At 40.9% G+C, this 17,543-nt stretch carries 11 protein-coding genes; 2 read left to right on the top strand and 9 right to left on the bottom strand.

Annotated elements, in window-relative coordinates; genetic code table 11:
- Positions 1-286: 286 nt before the first annotated feature.
- Positions 287-544 carry a hypothetical protein gene (locus tag UABAM_RS29225; RefSeq protein ID WP_151971526.1) on the bottom strand — a complete coding sequence of 86 codons (258 nt, stop codon included), beginning with the start codon at positions 542-544 and terminating at the stop codon, positions 287-289.
- A 615-nt stretch (positions 545-1,159) separates the two neighbouring features.
- Between UABAM_RS29225 and UABAM_RS29230 the strand changes: the two genes are divergently transcribed.
- The gene (locus UABAM_RS29230) at positions 1,160-1,546 is read left to right on the top strand and encodes a hypothetical protein (protein WP_173013644.1); all 387 of its coding nucleotides are present in this window, start codon (positions 1,160-1,162) and stop codon (positions 1,544-1,546) included.
- A gap of 53 nt (positions 1,547-1,599) precedes the next feature.
- Here UABAM_RS29230 and UABAM_RS29235 read toward each other — a convergent pair whose 3' ends face one another.
- The 5 genes from UABAM_RS29235 to UABAM_RS29255 all read right to left on the bottom strand — a co-directional run bounded on the left by UABAM_RS29235 (position 1,600) and on the right by UABAM_RS29255 (position 8,598).
- Positions 1,600-1,833 carry a hypothetical protein gene (locus UABAM_RS29235; RefSeq protein ID WP_151971528.1) on the bottom strand — a complete coding sequence of 78 codons (234 nt, stop codon included), beginning with the start codon at positions 1,831-1,833 and terminating at the stop codon, positions 1,600-1,602.
- Between the two features lie 85 nt (positions 1,834-1,918).
- The gene (locus tag UABAM_RS29240) at positions 1,919-3,241 is read right to left on the bottom strand and encodes a M28 family peptidase (RefSeq protein ID WP_151971529.1); all 1,323 of its coding nucleotides are present in this window, start codon (positions 3,239-3,241) and stop codon (positions 1,919-1,921) included.
- Between the two features lie 154 nt (positions 3,242-3,395).
- Positions 3,396-5,102: a DNA repair protein RecN gene (gene recN / locus UABAM_RS29245; protein WP_151971530.1), complete on the bottom strand. Its 1,707-nt coding sequence runs from the start codon at positions 5,100-5,102 to the stop codon at positions 3,396-3,398.
- 218 nt (positions 5,103-5,320) lie between these two features.
- The gene (locus UABAM_RS29250; protein WP_151971531.1) at positions 5,321-7,648 is read right to left on the bottom strand and encodes an FAD-dependent oxidoreductase; all 2,328 of its coding nucleotides are present in this window, start codon (positions 7,646-7,648) and stop codon (positions 5,321-5,323) included.
- Between the two features lie 191 nt (positions 7,649-7,839).
- Positions 7,840-8,598, bottom strand: coding sequence for a DUF547 domain-containing protein (locus tag UABAM_RS29255; RefSeq protein ID WP_151971532.1), 759 nt, complete (start codon positions 8,596-8,598; stop codon positions 7,840-7,842).
- 178 nt (positions 8,599-8,776) lie between these two features.
- Between UABAM_RS29255 and UABAM_RS29260 the strand changes: the two genes are divergently transcribed.
- Complete coding sequence (locus UABAM_RS29260) at positions 8,777-10,738, top strand: SUMF1/EgtB/PvdO family nonheme iron enzyme (RefSeq protein ID WP_151971533.1); 1,962 nt, start codon at positions 8,777-8,779, stop codon at positions 10,736-10,738.
- Positions 10,739-11,121: 383 nt separating this feature from the next.
- On the opposite strand, the gene UABAM_RS29265 is transcribed toward UABAM_RS29260, so the two are convergent.
- Genes UABAM_RS29265 through UABAM_RS29275 form a run of 3 tightly spaced genes read right to left on the bottom strand, consistent with a single transcriptional unit; the run spans position 11,122 to position 17,513 of the window.
- The gene (locus tag UABAM_RS29265) at positions 11,122-12,561 is read right to left on the bottom strand and encodes an aldehyde dehydrogenase (RefSeq protein ID WP_151971534.1); all 1,440 of its coding nucleotides are present in this window, start codon (positions 12,559-12,561) and stop codon (positions 11,122-11,124) included.
- A 6-nt stretch (positions 12,562-12,567) separates the two neighbouring features.
- Positions 12,568-14,154, bottom strand: coding sequence for a hypothetical protein (locus UABAM_RS29270; protein ID WP_151971535.1), 1,587 nt, complete (start codon positions 14,152-14,154; stop codon positions 12,568-12,570).
- 2 nt (positions 14,155-14,156) lie between these two features.
- Entirely contained in the window at positions 14,157-17,513 is a 3,357-nt protein-coding gene (locus tag UABAM_RS29275; RefSeq protein WP_151971536.1) for a bifunctional serine/threonine-protein kinase/formylglycine-generating enzyme family protein, read from the bottom strand.
- Positions 17,514-17,543: the final 30 nt, after the last annotated feature.

Consider the following 17,543-nt stretch of genomic DNA (forward strand, 5'->3'; position numbering starts at 1 on the left):
ATTTTTCGTTGTATCTCGAGAGAAAGCACACATAAAGTACTGGAAATTACAACTCCTTATTTTATAGACGCATTTCAAGCAAAAATATTCAAAAGTACTTCAAATATCAAGTACACAAGAATAATTTCACCCGCAATATAATTTTGCGATACACGAGGATAGAAAACAAGTAAACCGTATAATAATTTTCATTATCTTATTATAAATAAATGTTTTACATCCACCTATGACACGACAAAATTACATGCTCTATATATATTACAACGAAACATGCACAAATTGCCATTTAATTTGAATATGGTAGTTGGGTACGCAGCCACGACCACAAAACTCCAATGATAAAACCGTCGATAAACGCCCACAAGCTTCCCCACAGATACGCAGAAAAACCGCTAGAGCTGTAGTTGATGTAAAAACTGGAAATATGTGACATCACGGAAATATGCCCTTTGATTTCCCAGGCAAATCTTCCGACAACGGTGTATAGGGCAAAAGTAATCCCAACAATAATACCAAAACGAAAAGTTGGAGTGAGTTGATACATAATAATTCCCTCAAATGTGAGCGTGCATATATTTCGGACACACCCAAAACAAAATGAAAATGATTTTCGAGATGTTATAAATTATAAAAGATCACCACCAAAAAACAATAAACTCTTGATAATGAAAGTTGTTTTTATTATCTTGAAATAATGAAAACCTACCTGATTACTAGTTAAAAATTCCATTTGGTGTCCCCTCAATCGGCTTCGCCGATTACTCCCCCACAGGGGCTATCAAGGGTAGATTTTGACCCGGGGTGTCATTCCTGCTTGCGCACATACCTGTCAAGCTAAGATGTAAAATATTTCTCAATAAAGACTTACAAAACCGTGTCATTCCTGGCTTGACCAGGAATCCACAAAACAAAGTTAAATTGTATGCGCCTGGATCCCTGATCAAGTCAGGGATGACACTGGTAAGGTAGTTTTTTAGTTTTAGAGAAAAAATGTAATTCTTTTATTTGTAGTACTTTATGTCTTAGCTTGACTGCCATGTGCTTGCGCAGGAATCCACAATATAAAGTCGATTTGTAAACGCCTGGATCCCTGGTCAAGCCAGGGATGACAGCATAGTAATTAGAGTAACCGATATGTATGTTTAGAAAGGCTCATAAAATGGCTAATTGGAAAGAGTTAGCAACTAGGCTGATTTTAGTAGATCGTGAGATTGATGCCCGCGAAACGCGTTTAGTCAAAGAGATTATTTTAGAAGATAGCGTTATTGATAACGAAGAGCTAGAATTTTTGATTTACCTGCGCAACACGGCAAAAACTAAACATCAAAAATTTGAACAATTTTTCTTTAAATCATTGAAAAAATATATGCTAAAAGACGGTAACATCACTGCCAAAAAAGCAAAAAAGATCCATGAAATTATCACAGCAGATGAAAAGGTAGATCGTCGCGAACGCAAGTTTATTCGGGAACTTCGCGTAGAGGCGCAGAAATGTGCAAAAAAATACGATGAATTATTTGCGGAGTATTTACAGATAGGAAAATGAGGGGATAAAAAAAAGCAAAAGCAAACTAAAAGTGTTGCTTTTGCTTTTTGGGATTAATAACCGTAAGAATCTTCTTGTTGTTTTTGTTGTTCTAAGTATTGTTCTTTTCTTTGCTGGTCATCATCTTCGTTGAGATATCGATGAGCTCTGTCAATGTCTTCGACATTACGCACACCGGTTTGTGATCCACGCACCCCACCACGATAACCCTTCTTTTGAGTACATGAACAAAGCAGCATAGAACAACCTACTAGTAAGATGATAAACACAGATAGAGTCTTATTCATTAATCGCTCCTTTTTTGTAGCTATTTCAAGTAGCAGGTTAGTTACCCGCTTACAACCACTTATTGGTCATAAGCGGTATAACAAATTACTTAACTGGTTCAGCTATACTTGAGATAAAAGCCATAGCTAGTTTTGCCATATTTTCAGCAAAAACGAAGTTACCACTCTTTGCAATAGTATCATTCGCTGTGTGAATGTGTTTATTGTAAGATTGTGGATTTTCAAACGGGAAAATTGCTTCGTATCCTTGACCTGTCCAAGACGCGTGGTCACTAGAACCAGCGAACAGAGGACCTCTCTTTGTGATAGCGTCGGTATATTGAGAAGCTAGTTTTGCACATAGGTCAACAAGTCTTGGACTTGTTTTATTTGTGATCAACCAAATCTCTGGCTTTGATGCTGTAGAGTACAAACACATGTCTATTTGGATCATCGCCACAACATTTTTGCCTTGAGATCTGTAACGAGAAGCAACTTCTTTAGAACCTACAAGACCGCCTTCTTCCGCAGCATATCCGTGGAATTCAATTGTACGCTTAAATTTGTAGTTGTAGGTAGAAATGATACGTAACAACTCTTTTACTGTTCCGGTACCAGAAGCGTTATCATCAGCTCCAGGGGCTCTATTAGAACTACCCCATCCAGCAAGTGAATCAATGTGACAACCAATGATCACGATTTCATTTGGATTTGTAGTTCCTTCAGCACGTACGATTACTGATGGTTGCGGGGTTCCAGAATGCTTGAATTGAGATACGGTAATACCATTTCTTTCATAGCTTTTAAATGTATTGTAGATGTAATCTGCAGACTGACGTCCTGTGGAAGATCTATGGTGACGATTGTGATATACAGATAGTTTAGAAATGAAATCGGTAACGTTGTCAATATTTACCAAATCAACTAGTTCTTGAACATTACGTTGTGGCTCTGCGGTCATCAACTGGTCAATAATCTCAGCCGCAACTGGATTAAAACGATGATTCACTAGAGTTTCACTAGGCTTTCCAAGCTTTATGATAGATCCACAACCAATACAACCACCTTTGGTGTGTAAAAGAGCAGCAAGTTCGTCAATTTTTTGCTCATCGGTCAAGCTCATGATTGCCTCATTTTTGTGTTCATCGAGGAAAAGAACTGTACCAAACTCTTTTAGTCTTGGTAAAATGATATCGGTGTTCAAAAAACGAACGGCGTATAAATCATCACGGTTCATTTCTTTTGCATCAGCACTTCTCATCGATTGAGCATCAACAACAACAGAGACTCTCTCGCCAGCATACAATACTTTAGAGTTGAAATCATCGCCGCGTTGTTGTTCGCGTACTTTTAGATAAGAAGGAAGCCCATCTGCAACAGCAAATGAACAAATTAAAACGATAAGTATACTCATAGTCAAATTTTTCATTGACCGACCTCCTCTGGGTAATGAGGGAAAGTTATCTACATTCTAACACTAGAATGCCCTACTTGTGGTTAGAAACAAAATATTTTTTGATTTTATTCAAAAGTAGACCACTCGCAGTATCTATTATTATATGAAAATGCGCACAAGAAATATACTATTTTTTTACTAATTTTTCGGCAAGAGCCAGGGCCTGTGTTTTTGACTGGTCTCCGGCCAACATTCTCGCCACCTCGTCAAGACGTTCTTTATAGTTCATCTTAACGATTCGCGAATGCGTGCGCTCGTCGACGGTTTGCTTTTGTACTAAAAAATGATGGTCGGCTTCGGCAGCAACTTGTGCGGTATGTGAAATACAGATAATCTGTTGTGGAGGGAGATCATCGTCGACAATTTGTCTCAGTTTTTGGGCAACAGAGGTCGATGCTTGCCCAGAGATCCCAGAGTCTATCTCGTCAAAAATAACCGTGGGAACAGCAAATGCTCCGCCGATGATTCTTTTGATCGCCAGCATAATGCGACTCATCTCACCACCAGAAGCCACTTTCTCCAAAGAACGCAGTTCTTCACCTTTATTTGCCGAAAACAAAAAGTACACATTTTCCATTCCATTACTATTAATGTAATGTAGTTTGCCTTCAATGGCATATGCAATAGCGTGCGGGTCTTGGCTAACTTTTTGTAGATCGATATCAAAAGATGCATTCTCCATCGCCAAATCATGTAGTTCTTTTTGGATAAGGGGCATCAATTTTTGTGCAGCTTTTTGCCTAGAGTTGCTCAGTTTCAGGGCTCTTTGACATAGTTCCTTTTTTGCTTTCTCGATAATGTCATGTAGCGCTTCTTGCCTTTTGTCTTTTTCCTCAAGTTCCGCGAGTTCTTTGTCTATTTCATTATAGCGCTCTATCACCGATTCGTAAGTTCCACCATAGCGATTTTGCAACTCGATCACTTGGTCTAAACGATCTTGAACGTCTTCGATTTGTTCCGGATCTGCGTGCAGTCCTTTTTCATAACTATGCAAACTATCTGCCGCTTCCTGTACAGAAATCAACGCGTTCTCTAAGTCTTTGACTACATGCTCCACCGACGCATCAATCACACTTAAATCGGTTAGGTTCGAAACCACATGCGCCAACTGTTCGTGAATGTTGTCTGGCCTTTTATACAAATCTTTTTCGCAATTTCGCGCAAGATCACGACAATGGTCAATATCGGAAAGTCGATTTAACTCATTGGTAAGTTCGTCTTCTTCGTTGGGTTGCAAGTCAACCTGTTCAATGTTATTCTTTTGAAAAATCAAGAATTCTTTTTTCTCTACACGCGAACTTTTTGAAGCTTCTAAACGCGAAAATTCTTTTTCCAATTCCACAACTTCGCGATATTTTTTCGCCACTTTATCGTTCGTTTGGTTAGCGTACCGATCTAACAATTGTACATGTTGTTCGGCGTTCATCAATACACTTTGTTCGTGTTGGCGTCCAAAATCGAGAATCAAGGGGGCCAATTTGCGTATTTGATTTGTCGGTACTGCCGCACAATTCACAAAAGCGCGTGAACGTCCACTAATATGCAAAGTTCGACGTAGAATAATCGGCTCTTCCACTTCGGCCTGTATTCCCCATTCATCGAGTAAATCACACACATCTTGAGTATTGGAGAATACCGCCTCCACAGAAGCCTCGTCTTCTCCAGAACGAATCAATTCTTTGTCACTACGTCCACCTATTACCAAATTGAGGGCCGCAAGTAGAATAGACTTACCGGCACCTGTTTCCCCAGTAATGACATTCAACCCTGTTCCAAAGTTGGCCTCTACAGACTCGATAATCGCTAAATTTTTGATTTTTAATTCTAGTAGCATAGTACTGCGCCATATATAGTTGGTTTACCTATCCTATCACCCCATTCCCGATCCCGACTCCGTTCTCCATCGCGAAAAATAAAGCAAGGATGGGGAATAGAATCCGAAACGAAATTAGGAACAGTATAAAACAAAATAACCACAATGTACGGTTATTGTACTGTTGTGGTTAGTTTTGATAGTGTAGCCCAATTTTAGTGATTTTGCACTAAAAAATATTATTTTTCTTTCATTTGCACAGGCGAAGCTTGTAGCCAACCTTTGAGGATTTCACCGTTTTTTCCAAGTTCGCCAAACGAAAGAGTTCCCGTGGGACATTGTTGAACACATGCAGAGCAGCGCACACATTCGGGATCTTCCATTGGCAAGCCTTTATTGGCAAAGTTCATAATGTCAATACCTTGGTGACAAACAGAGGTACAAACATTGCATGAGATACACTTTGATTTTTCGGAAAAAATACGAAATTTCGAAAAACGTGCATATATGTGCATCAACGCCGCAAGTGGACAAGCGAAGCGACACCAAACACGACCACTAAACCAAAAATACATCGCAATTCCCACTATACCTGCCAGAAAAAGGTCCACGATATAGTAATAACTGATATTAAAACTGTTACTGACTAACATCATGGAAATATTTTTGAGAAACCACAACGGTGGTATCTCGCTAAGTAAACGCAGTAACAACAAGGCAAATGCAATCCACAAAATAACTTGTCCCACCATGTTCAGACGATTCCACTTAGGACCATGAGGCATTTTATGGCGATGCGTATCGCCAAGAGTTTCCGCAAGCGCTCCACAAGAACAAATCCATCCGCAGTACGCCCCTTTCCCCCACTTCCAAACGATTAGTGGAATGAAGACAAATGTTTGGATCATACTAATGGCAAACCACAGCCACAAAGTGTTCCATGTCATAAGATTGTATATAAAAAGCGGCCAAGCAAAAATAAAACCGTACGCGCGCCAATATTCACGTATATGCTCTCCTCCGTCACTGTTCACCAGAGGAAATAATTGATCGGCAATCGACTTTAACCAACCGGCATCAAAATAACCGGCCGTGCCCATGAGCGGCAATATAATTTCAGGAAGTAAGAACAATGGAAGTATTTGTATGACAATCAAAGTAATCGTTTGTACCTTAACATAAGGTGTTTTACGACGACGGATTCTTTTAAATCCGAACACAGTGACGACAATGCAGTAGGCAAGGGTAATGTAGAACCCCGGAGATTTCATAGAAATAGCGATGGTTTCCATATACGGAGAGGAAGAAAGTGATCCCACAAATTCGGGAACATTAAATGGGAACAAATTATTACTCTTAAATAGATTGTACACCCACGAACTAGAACTCTTCCAGTGATATAGAAATGTACAAAATAAAAAAAATAATACAAAACTCACCTTGGTGCTACCACGCCACTCACCGGTAATATTGATACCCGAACGACGGAAAAAATCCAAAGGCGCTTCGCGGCCAATCATCGAAAATACCACATCGCATTTCAGCGTCTCTGTTGTACCATCGGCATTTTTTATCGTAACATCGTTTTCGGTAATTTCTTCTACAGATGTTTCCATTTTTAAGGTTAAGGAGCCCGGTGGATTGTCACCGCGCATAAGGGAACTAGCGCTTGTGGTTACCCGTTCCGAACTAGGCTTTTCCACGCAAACATCACAACTGGGGTTTTCCACTAAGTTTTGTACTTTATCAATATTTTCTGGTTTGGGACGTGTAAACTCTTTACTGCGATAGCTCAAAGTTACATGCCCACCGCAGCACGCAATAGCAACCGCCGCTTCAAGTGCAGAATCACCTCCACCGACAACCACGACGTTTTTACCACCAAATTCTTTAGGATCGTGAAGGCGATTGTATACGTGATCTAAATTTTCTCCGCGACAGCCTAGCTTGCGAAAATTACCACTACGTCCAATAGCAACAATAACGCGCTGCGCTTTTACCGTGGATTCGTGCTTTCTTGTAAGAGAGAAAACGCCCTTTTCACGCTTGATATTTTCAATACGCGATCGAGTAACTTCGATAGAATGCTTTTGGCGCTGTTCTTCCATCTCCTCTAGAAGTTTTTCCTTTACGTCGGCATGAAAATGAAGTCCACCACTTGGTTCCATGTCTGTAGGGTATGTGTATATCGGCTTACCCTTGGGAAAGTTTGCCACGGTAGAGAATGTTTCCGACGCCTCAAATACCGCATATGACAATTTGGCTTTTGCGGCTTCAATGGCAGCAGAAATACCCGAAACCCCACCTCCAATAATCGCAATATCCACAATTTCGTTATTGTCTGATTTGGAAAAACTAGCGTCCTGTAAGATGTGTTGAATAGCCTTTGTCGCGGTTTCTGCGGAAAACTTCAATAACGGTACGCCAGTTAAATCTCCGACAACATATACGCCGGGAATGTTTGTCGTGCCACTTTCCCCCACCTCTGGTAATTTTTCTGCCGTGCCAGCAGGCCAACGTGTATGCAGCCAGTTTGTGTAACGCGAATATGCTTGTGCTAGTGACATATGTGATCTCCGATCTAAAAATTAGACGCGTTTGTATAAGTAATTTTGTATGTAGTAAAGACTTTAGAGAACGAACGTTCTTTCGGTCATGGTCATGGTCACGGTGACGGTCACTGTCACGGTGACGATTACGATTACGATTACGGTGACGATTAAAGAGCGTCCGTATATTTTCTTTTGTTTACAAGTACTTAGTTTTTACCTGGCAATGCGTTTAAGTCCCAATCGTAGTTCAAATAACTGACTTTGTAACTCAAGGCATAGCGTGGAATTATTTTGTTGTTGTACAACCACTTTTTGCTGTCGTTGCTAAAGTCACTTTTAAACCAATCAAATAAACTCGACAGTTTCAAAGTTTTATTGTACTTATCTAAATGAATACCTTTTTTCTTATTTAGAGCAAATACGCGTAGTTGTTTTGCCAGTTGCTTCTCTAGTTTATCCGCGGTGTACGCTTCATTCAGCAAATTAGGGCAACTCACCGCCGCACATACCAATGCGAAATGGATACGCGGTTCTCCATAACTGCGAATAATCTTGTGTTCGATGTGATCCAGAGTATAGGACTTTCCTGAAACTTTCCCGGCATCCTGATTCCAAATATTCTTTCCGGGTTTATTTAAATCCTGTAGACCTTTTAAACCTGGATTTTTCGCCACAATATACAATGTTAAAAAGTTATAGTAATTCATCCAGCAAGCAAGTCGTTTGTTACGCGATTGCGAAGATAGTGAAGGCAATGACGCCAACGCACGACGCAGTTCATCTACGCGGCGATCGCCACGCAAGGCTTTGTAATCTACGTAACTCCCTTGAATTCCTTTGACCACACTTTGTTTGACATGATCTTTAACAACCCCATCGTATTTCTCGTTCCACGCATCAAATACATCGGCCATCATTCCAACGCTCAAAGATATCACAACCATAAATAAAATTGCATTTTTCATTTTTTACTCCTAAATATACTCTGGAAAGTATACGGGTTTATATGTTATAATAATATGATTATAAACAATATTTAAGTATAGAATATACTATCTTAAATTAATGATCGATTAGTTAGTAGCTTCAAACAAAAATACCTTACAAAATTCTATTATTTTTTTCAGATACAGAGAGAATATTGTGACGGCCAAAAACGAAATGCTCGGGCAATGTTATTTATTTGTCATTGCAATCAACAACTATAAAAATGTGCAACAGCTAACCGCTCCTTTACAAAGTGCACAAGATATCACGCAAATTTTAATATCCAAATATAATTTTGCGGAGGAAAACATCCTATCGCTATGTGATGACGAAGCAACTAGGGATAACATTCTTTATTACCTACGTGAATTTTCTACAGGCCTAAAAGAGCAAGACTCTCTTATCATTTTTTACTCTGGACATGGTGTTATAGATGAATGGACCGATGAGGGGTATTGGCTCCCTGTAGATGCAACGGAAGAAAGCCTCGGTAAGTGGGTGAGCAATTACGAAATAAAAAAATACGTTGACCATTGTCGTGCACGTCATGTGCTAGTTATTTGTGACTCCTTTTTTCATGGTAACTTTTTATCTTCGCAACAAGAGAAAAGAAATATTGACGACGACATGTTGACCAAGTGGTATGTAGAACAGTCTCGCCAAGTGATCTATTCAGGGAAAACCCCCAGCGCAGAATTTAACAATCACAGTGCGTTTACCGACGCGGTGCTAGAAGCTCTTGTTGACAACAAACAATCCAAACTTATTGCCTCCACTCTACATCTAAACGTTTGTACACTTTTGGCGGACAAAGATAAGCCATATCCTTATTTTTATACATTTGCTCAAAATCAAAATGGAGAATATTTTTTCTTTCTAAGTGTTGACAGCTACAAAGATTTAGTTACTTCACAACAAATCAACAACACCATGCAAGAAATTGGTGACATTGAAAAGAAAATAGGTGATATCGAACAAACAGAGTTGGCGAGAATCAAATCACATATAGATGATGTCGGTGGCAACCGCGCTCAAGAAGAAGTAGACAATGTGATTAAGATATTCAAAGAAAAGGAAAAAGTAGAAAGCCAACTTCTTGAACTTCGCGAAATTAAAAACAAACTCCACAAAGAAAACAGCAAAAGATTAGAACGCATTGCCAATCAAAAAATAGATGATGTACAAAAACGTCTGACCCTGGAAATTGAAAAATACAATTTGTTTATCTCCAGTGAATTGTGCAACGAAGATATAAAAGATAAGGCGTGGGGGCTAGTCATACGTCAATGCCCCGAGTGGTGGGAAGCAGAAAATGTAAAATCTCACGACATTGAAATGCTAATGCTACCTCCCGACGAGAGAAAGTCAAAAAACCTACATGGCCTAATCTCAGAAAAAGGTTTCAAATTCACCCAACAAGAAACATACACTTGTGGAGATATTGCTTTTGCCATTGACGAATTTGAACACGAAAAAACTGGTCTAATCTTCGCCCTCATCCCCGGAGGAAGTTTTGTCATGGGTGGAGAGAGATACGATTGGGAAAAACCGATGCGTAGCGTAACCATCAGATCTTTTCTCATTAGTAAATTCATCATATCACAAGAAGTGTGGCAGCAAATAATGGGAGATAACCCCTCGTTCTTCAAAGGAGACAAACGGCCCGTTGACAGCGTTAGCTGGGATGTTTGTATGGAATTTTGCAAAAAAAATGATCTAGAGTTGCCTTCGGAGTCACAGTGGGAATATGCCGCCCGCGGAGGGAGTGGTCATGAATACTACTGGGGCAACAAAATGGACCAAGACTATTGCTGGTATGGCGACAACTCTGGAGGTCAAACGCACAATATTGCAGAGAAAAAACCCAATGCCTATGGTTTACACGACATGCTCGGCAATGTTTGGGAATGGTGTTTAGATACCTGGCACCCTAACTATGAAAAAGCTCCCCAAGGGGATGAGGCATGGATTGACGATGAATTTCCTTCCACCCGAGTGATTCGCGGAGGAAGTTATTACTACATCGCCGATTTTTGCCGTTGTGCATACCGCGGAAGAATTGCCTCAAATCGCGGTAATCGTTTTTCCAGCTTTCGTGTTGTGAAGAATTTGTTTTAGGGTTTGGGCTGGGTTAAGATGAGAGCTGGGGGTTCATTTAAGATTAGAGGTTATTTCTTCGGATTGGTGCCCTCACCATCGAATTTAAGGTTTTAGCTTCGCTAAAAACCTTAATTCTCATGCCTCTCCCACAGGGAGAGGCGTAACACGTCTTATGTGCTTCCATTCATTTTATATTATACGGTCTCAGTCAGACACAAAATTATTTTGGCTCGCAACTCAAGTGAATTTAGTTTTTACCAAAAGAGAAGCATTACACCTCTCCCTGTGGGAGAGGTATGAGAATAGCAGATTTCAGCGCAGCTGTAACTGCTAATTCGATGGTGAGGGCATCGCACAACAACAAAACTCTCTAACAACTATCTCTTTACCTCTCTCCCAACCTACTCACCCTGATAAATAGAGACATTCTTGGTTTGCGTAAAAAAGCGTAGCGCTTCCCAGCCACCTTCGCGTCCTACTCCTGATTGCTTGACACCACCAAAAGGTGTGCGTAAATCTCTTACCAACCAACAATTTATCCACACAATTCCCGCCTGCAGGTCACGGGCAAAGCGATGGGCGCGTGTCAAATTTTCTGTCCACACCGTTGCCGATAAACCATACGGTGTACAGTTTGCCCATGTTAGAGCTTCCTCATCACTCGTAAATGGCGTAACAGTCACAACTGGTCCAAAAATTTCCTGTTGATTTGTACGGCAATGTGGCCCTAAGTCCGTAATAATTGTTGGTTCTATAAACCAACCACCTTCACAGCGACCTTCCCCTTGAAAAGCCTTACCTCCACAGACAATCTTACCGCCTTCTTCTTTTGCAATATCAAAATAAGAAAGTACTTTCTGCATATGTTCATGGGAAACCACTGCACCTTGTTTGGTCTCAGGTTTTAGGGGATCACCGATTTTAAGCTGTCTGGTTTTGGCAATAAAATGCTCTAAAAATTTGTCATAAATCGACTCTTCGACAAAAATACGCGAACCACACAAGCAAATTTGCCCTTGGTTGGCAAAAGACGAACGAACTGTTTCATTGATCATCCGTTCAAAATTGCAATCCCCAAAGATGACATTCGGATTTTTTCCACCGAGTTCTAGAGAGATTTTCTTAAACAGTGGTGCCGCTGTTTGGGCAATTTGCGCCCCGGTTTTTGTCCCTCCAGTGAAAGAAATCACCGGAATTTTTGGATGGGCTGTCATACACGCCCCTACTTCGCCGCCATAACCGTGAACAATATTTAAAACGCCCTTGGGTAACCCAACTTCGCAGCAAATTTCACTGAGCATGAAGGCCGTAACAGGTGTAATTTCCGATGGTTTCGCCACAACGCAATTTCCGGCGGCAAGTGCCGGTGCAATTTTCCACGTAAACAAATATAGTGGTAAATTCCATGGAGAAATACACCCCACAACGCCAATGGGACGACGTAGCGTATAATTGGTAACCGTTTCACTACTATGTGACTCCGAGGCAAAATGTTGTATTGCGGTGGCAAAAAAACGAAAATTTGCCGCGGCTCGTGGAATATCCACGGCTTTGGACAACCACAATGGCTTACCATTATCCGTGGTCTCCGCCATTGCTAAAGCCTCGGAATGTTCCTCTATTTTTTGTGCAATGCGCAATAAATACTCTCCGCGTTCACTTGCGGAGAGACGTGACCATTTTACAAAAGCACGTGTGGCCGCCTCTACAGCACAATTGACTTCGTGCTCACCCGAACGCGGAGCTTTCGCGTACACCGTTCCCTCCGCAGGATTAAATACGTCGAGGTGGTTATCTGTAGGCAACAATTCACCATCGATATAGTTTGTCAATATTTTCATCAGAGATTACTTTTCCTTTGCAATCGCCACGCGAATCGTATTCACCATTCTTTGAATTTGTGCATGATTTTTATTGATGGTCACAATCGTACGTGAATCTTGTTTCCTATCGACAATTTTCTTATAGTTAAAGTCAACAGTATTAAAATACTTTACGAAAAAATACCAGCTTAGCGGAACGCCTTTTACTTTATGGATGCGTTGTAAAAGAAGAATTTTCTGAATGTCGATACTAAGCGACTTCATTTTTCCTTGCCATGAACTACGCCAGCGATTTAGCCTCTTTTCGTCTAATTTTCCGTTCTGTTGACTCTCTATAATGATCATGTACTCATTCTGCATCTCTTGCTGCATACGCGAAATAGTCGTTAGAGTATCTTTCATTTGTTTTAAGAGTTGGCGCCGTTCTTTTTCTTCTTGTGACATCAGTCCTTGTAGCATATCAAATATGACAAACGATGTATCTTTAATCGCATTTTGAATTTCGACAGTGTCTTTCGTTGTGGTAACTTCAGGGGGTAAACTAATCTGCGCTTTATCATATAAATCACGTGTGTAAGCGTCACTTACTTCGCGAAGTAAACTCAAAAGTTGTTGCAAATTTTTGAGTATCTTAGGATGCTTTTCGATAAAAGTAGACTCTTCATAATCTTTTACACGTTGCGCAAAATTTTTCATCTGTGCTGCGAAATCATCTCTTCTTCCTTCCCAGAATTTTTTACCAAACTTTTGCTGGGACTTGACATAGACTTGTGAGAAGTTACTGTACACAGAACTCACCCACCGAAGATCACTACGTACACTGTTATCATTGAGATATTCCGCGAATTGCTCATTCTTTTTGATCTCTTTTATTAGATTTTCAATATTACCAACATATATTTTTTCACGTCGCTCCCCAAGTATTTTATCGCGCTTTTTGCTCAACTTAAAGTGCGATAAAACGCTTTGTTCTGAGCTACTTAACAAACTTTTGCTGTAAACGAGAACAAATTTCGCCTTTTTGATACTTTCATAGGAATAAGGAATGAGAACGCGGCGCTCAGAATACTTTGCTAAATTCTTTTGCAATTCGTTGAGTTTTTTTTCTAAATCCTTGCCCCAATTTGTAAGCTCATCAATTTTCTTTTGACTGACAACCGGGCTTTCCTCTAAATAACTGGCCGTTTGCTCTTTTACATAATCATGAAAGGCGGTGATTTCTTCGATAAAGTTACGAAAAAACAAATTGTATTCCTTGCGGTACATCGCTTCGGAACCAGGACTGCCAATATATTCTTTCTGAATTTGCGTTTGGCGTTTCTTATTTTTTTTATAAATCAACTTAATTTCGTAATTCCCAGGTAATGCACGCTTTTTCACGGCAAATTTATAGATAAAACGTCCTTTGTTTACGTACAACATTTTTTTACTATCGGGAACTAAATGATTGTCTAAATGCATCGTCACATTGACCATATTACGCTCAGGCAAATCAATTTTTCCTTTTACCACCCAGTAATTTGTTTGCTGGACTTTTTCTTGAGAAAAATTCATTAGTGCCTGCGAAAACAGGCACACATTACATATAAGCGTAAACAATACATACCTCATTGTTATTTTCCTCCTGCGAGATTTTTCACGCAACGAAAACCAACGTATGGACTGTAATCTTTTCCTTTATAAGCCCACAGTGGATACTGATCTGTTTCAAAACAATTTTTTTGAAAATGTGCGCCACGGGTTACGTAAAATTCCACAACACCGCGACCTTTTATTCTTATTTTTCCATCGGTTTTTGTCCACTCGCGCACATTGCCTCCCAAATGGTGGATACCAAAAGGACTGACATCTTTATTCACGGTGTCTACTGCAACTGTTGTATAAACTCTCGGTTGAGTCAAGTAAATAAATTCTTTTTTATAAGAAAGTTTTCCATTATCGGTAACCGCCGAAAGATCTCCCCATGGATAACGTCTACCATCGGTACCAAGAGCCGCTAACTCCATTTGTGCGGATGTCGGTAAGTCTTTTCCATAGTGTTCGGCATATTCAAGTGCATGCGCCCAACTGATTCCCACAACAGGATGATTTTCACGTTTACGAGGAATTTTTCCCTTCTTCCAAGTTTTGGGAATATAAGATGGTTGTTTTACTTTTCCGGTTTCGACGAGATATTGTCGATACTCTTTATTACTCACTTCGTAGCGATCTATCAAAAAATGATTGATTTGTCGCGAAGACGTCCCAAGAGGAAAACGTACCTTTTTGCGGCGTGGCAACGGCCGCTTTGGTCCAAGCGCTACCTTTGCAGAAGGAATGTATGTCATATTGCGATAATTCGGATAATCTCCCTGCGACACCATATTTATCGACACATACACACTTTTCGATTCGCGTCCAGCAAACAAAAATTTACGCACAGTAAAATAGTTTTCTTTTACCACTTCCAACATGTACCACTTGTCCTGTGTCAAATCAATAGGAGAATCGACCTTACCACTGTGCAGTACCTTATCAAAAAGAATGATCTTGCTGTCGCTAATTCCGTACACGCGATACTCTGCGTCTCTAGGGGTTACGGAAAGAACAAGTTCAAGATGGTCACTATTGAGGAAAGTCTCCAACTCTTTTACATAAGAATTTTCAGCATCTAAAAGTTTTACTTTCATCACTTCCTTGCGAATTTTCGCCCAGCGATTTTCCGTACGCAGCTTTTTTAGGTCTTTCAGGGCTCTTTTCAAACGAATATCACGTAAAGAAACCGTTGGCTCTAAAAACTCATCGACCTCAGGAATGAAAGGAACAAATTCATCGGCAAGTACTTGAAATTCTTCAGAAGAGATCACCTTTTTTGCGTTTTGCGCTAGCTTAATCGCCTCAAAAAAGTTCCCTTTTTGCTTGTATTCGTTCGCCTCTTCTAGCCATTTATTCACTTGGTCTATTTTACCATCTAACTCATCTTGGCGTTGTTTTGTCGCGGCACTGCTCGCCATAAAACTACTCACCATCCAAAAAATAGCAATAATCGCCACCGCAGCAATAATTCCCATTTTACTCGACTGCAAGGTTCGCGAAATTTGCGCCAGCGCCGACGGAGGTTTTGCGTAAATGGGCTTACCGAGTAAGAAGCGTTGTAAATCTAACTTAAAATCGTTGGCGTCCGCATAACGATCTTCTTTATTCTTACTCAGCGCTGTCAAAATAATATTTTCTAAATCGCGCGGTATCTTACTATTGATTTTTGTCGGTGGTTTCGGTGGACGCTTGCTAATTTTTGCCGCAAGCTGATCAAACGACTTCCCGGTAAAAGGTACTGTACCCGTCAACATTTCGTACAAAATGATTCCGATAGAATATAAATCTGCACGTGGGTCAAGTGGCAAACACTTCATCTGTTCTGGCGAACAGTACATGGGTGTTCCCATAAAGATCTTCTTCCCGCTTGCCGTGGCGTTGGTATCGGTCGCCAATCCAAAGTCGGTAATTTTTAAATCTTTGTCGCGTACCAAAATATTGGCAGGTTTCAAGTCGCGGTGCAGTACGTTATTCTCGTGAGCGTGCTGCATCCCTTCCAGAATCTTGATCGCCACCCCACAACTGTATTTAATATCCTGTTGGAAAAACTTTTCGCGCGCTTTGATGAGTTGCTCAAGATCTTTGGCTTGAAAGTACTCCATGGCGATGAAGTAGCCTTCTTCGCACTCGCCGACCTCGTACACCGTCACAATGCGTCCGTGTGAAAGTTTAGCGGCCATACGCGCTTCTTTAATAAAACGCGCATTTTCTTTGTCCGTAGCATGTTGGCGTGAATGTAAAATTTTTATCGCGACAGTTCTCTGTAATTTGGGGTCTTCCGCGACATAAACGACTCCCATTCCCCCTTTGGCCAATTCTTTTTTCACCACATACTTTGCCAAAGCCCCGCTGTCTTTTACACGCTTGCCCGGTGCCACCGTAGCTGATTGTTCCTTACCAATGACGGTATCACCCGTTTTTTGAACCATGGTCGCGCGATTCACCGCCGCCGCTTGCGCACCTTGCGGATTCAAATACGCGTGAATATGCATTGCCATTTCATCGGTGCTTTGAAAGCGATTCTGCGGATTTTTTTGTAGCGCTTTTAGACAAAGAGCTTCTACTTCATCAGGAACGTCGGCATTGTGTCCCGAAGGTGGAACGACGTCTTCACGTACAACGGCCATCAGTGTTGCCATCACCACTTTGCGCTCAAAAGGCGCTTTTCCCGTCAACATATAGTAAAGAATAGCACCAAGCCCATAGACGTCGCTGCGGGCATCAATTTCATCAATACGCCCTTGCGCTTGCTCGGGAGCCATGTAACTGGGCGTTCCCAAAACGGTCCCCATCTGAGTAAAGCTTGTGTCGACATCGACGGGTTTGGCAAGACCAAAGTCCATCAGCATCGGCTCGTCACCTTCCATCATCACGTTTCCTGGCTTCAAATCGCGATGGATAATCGCCTGTTTGTGGGCATGACTCAGGGCGTCGGCAATTTTGGCAATAATTTTCAGGCATGCGTTAAAAGACGGTTTTTTCTTGGCGATGTAATCGTCAAGAGTCATACCTTCGACATAATCCATGACTAGGTATTCACGCCCGTCTTTTGTTCCATTGTCAATCACCGAGACAATATTCGGATGCTTTAGTTTCGCCGAAACACGCGCTTCGCGAAGAAAACGCTTGGAATCTTGATCACTCAGCGTTCCTACTTTGTCCAAACTACTTCCAGTAAGTTTTAAGGCAAAGTGCTTACTCAAACCCGGATGGTATATTTGAAAAACCTCGGCCATAGCCCCTTGCCCGAGTTTCTTTACCACGTCGTATTGTTTAAAGTTTTTCCCCAACCAATCTTCGGTTTTCCCGGCAATGTGGTGTTTCTTTTTAAATTCTTGTTCACTGCCTGCAATAATCGAATCTAATTCTGGAATAGGTTTATGTTCGTCGCTCATATCCACTGGTCCTTTTTACAACAGTTATAT

Origin of the sequence: Candidatus Uabimicrobium amorphum (assembly GCF_009002475.1) — a bacterium.
Lineage (GTDB): Bacteria > Planctomycetota > Uabimicrobiia > Uabimicrobiales > Uabimicrobiaceae > Uabimicrobium > Uabimicrobium amorphum.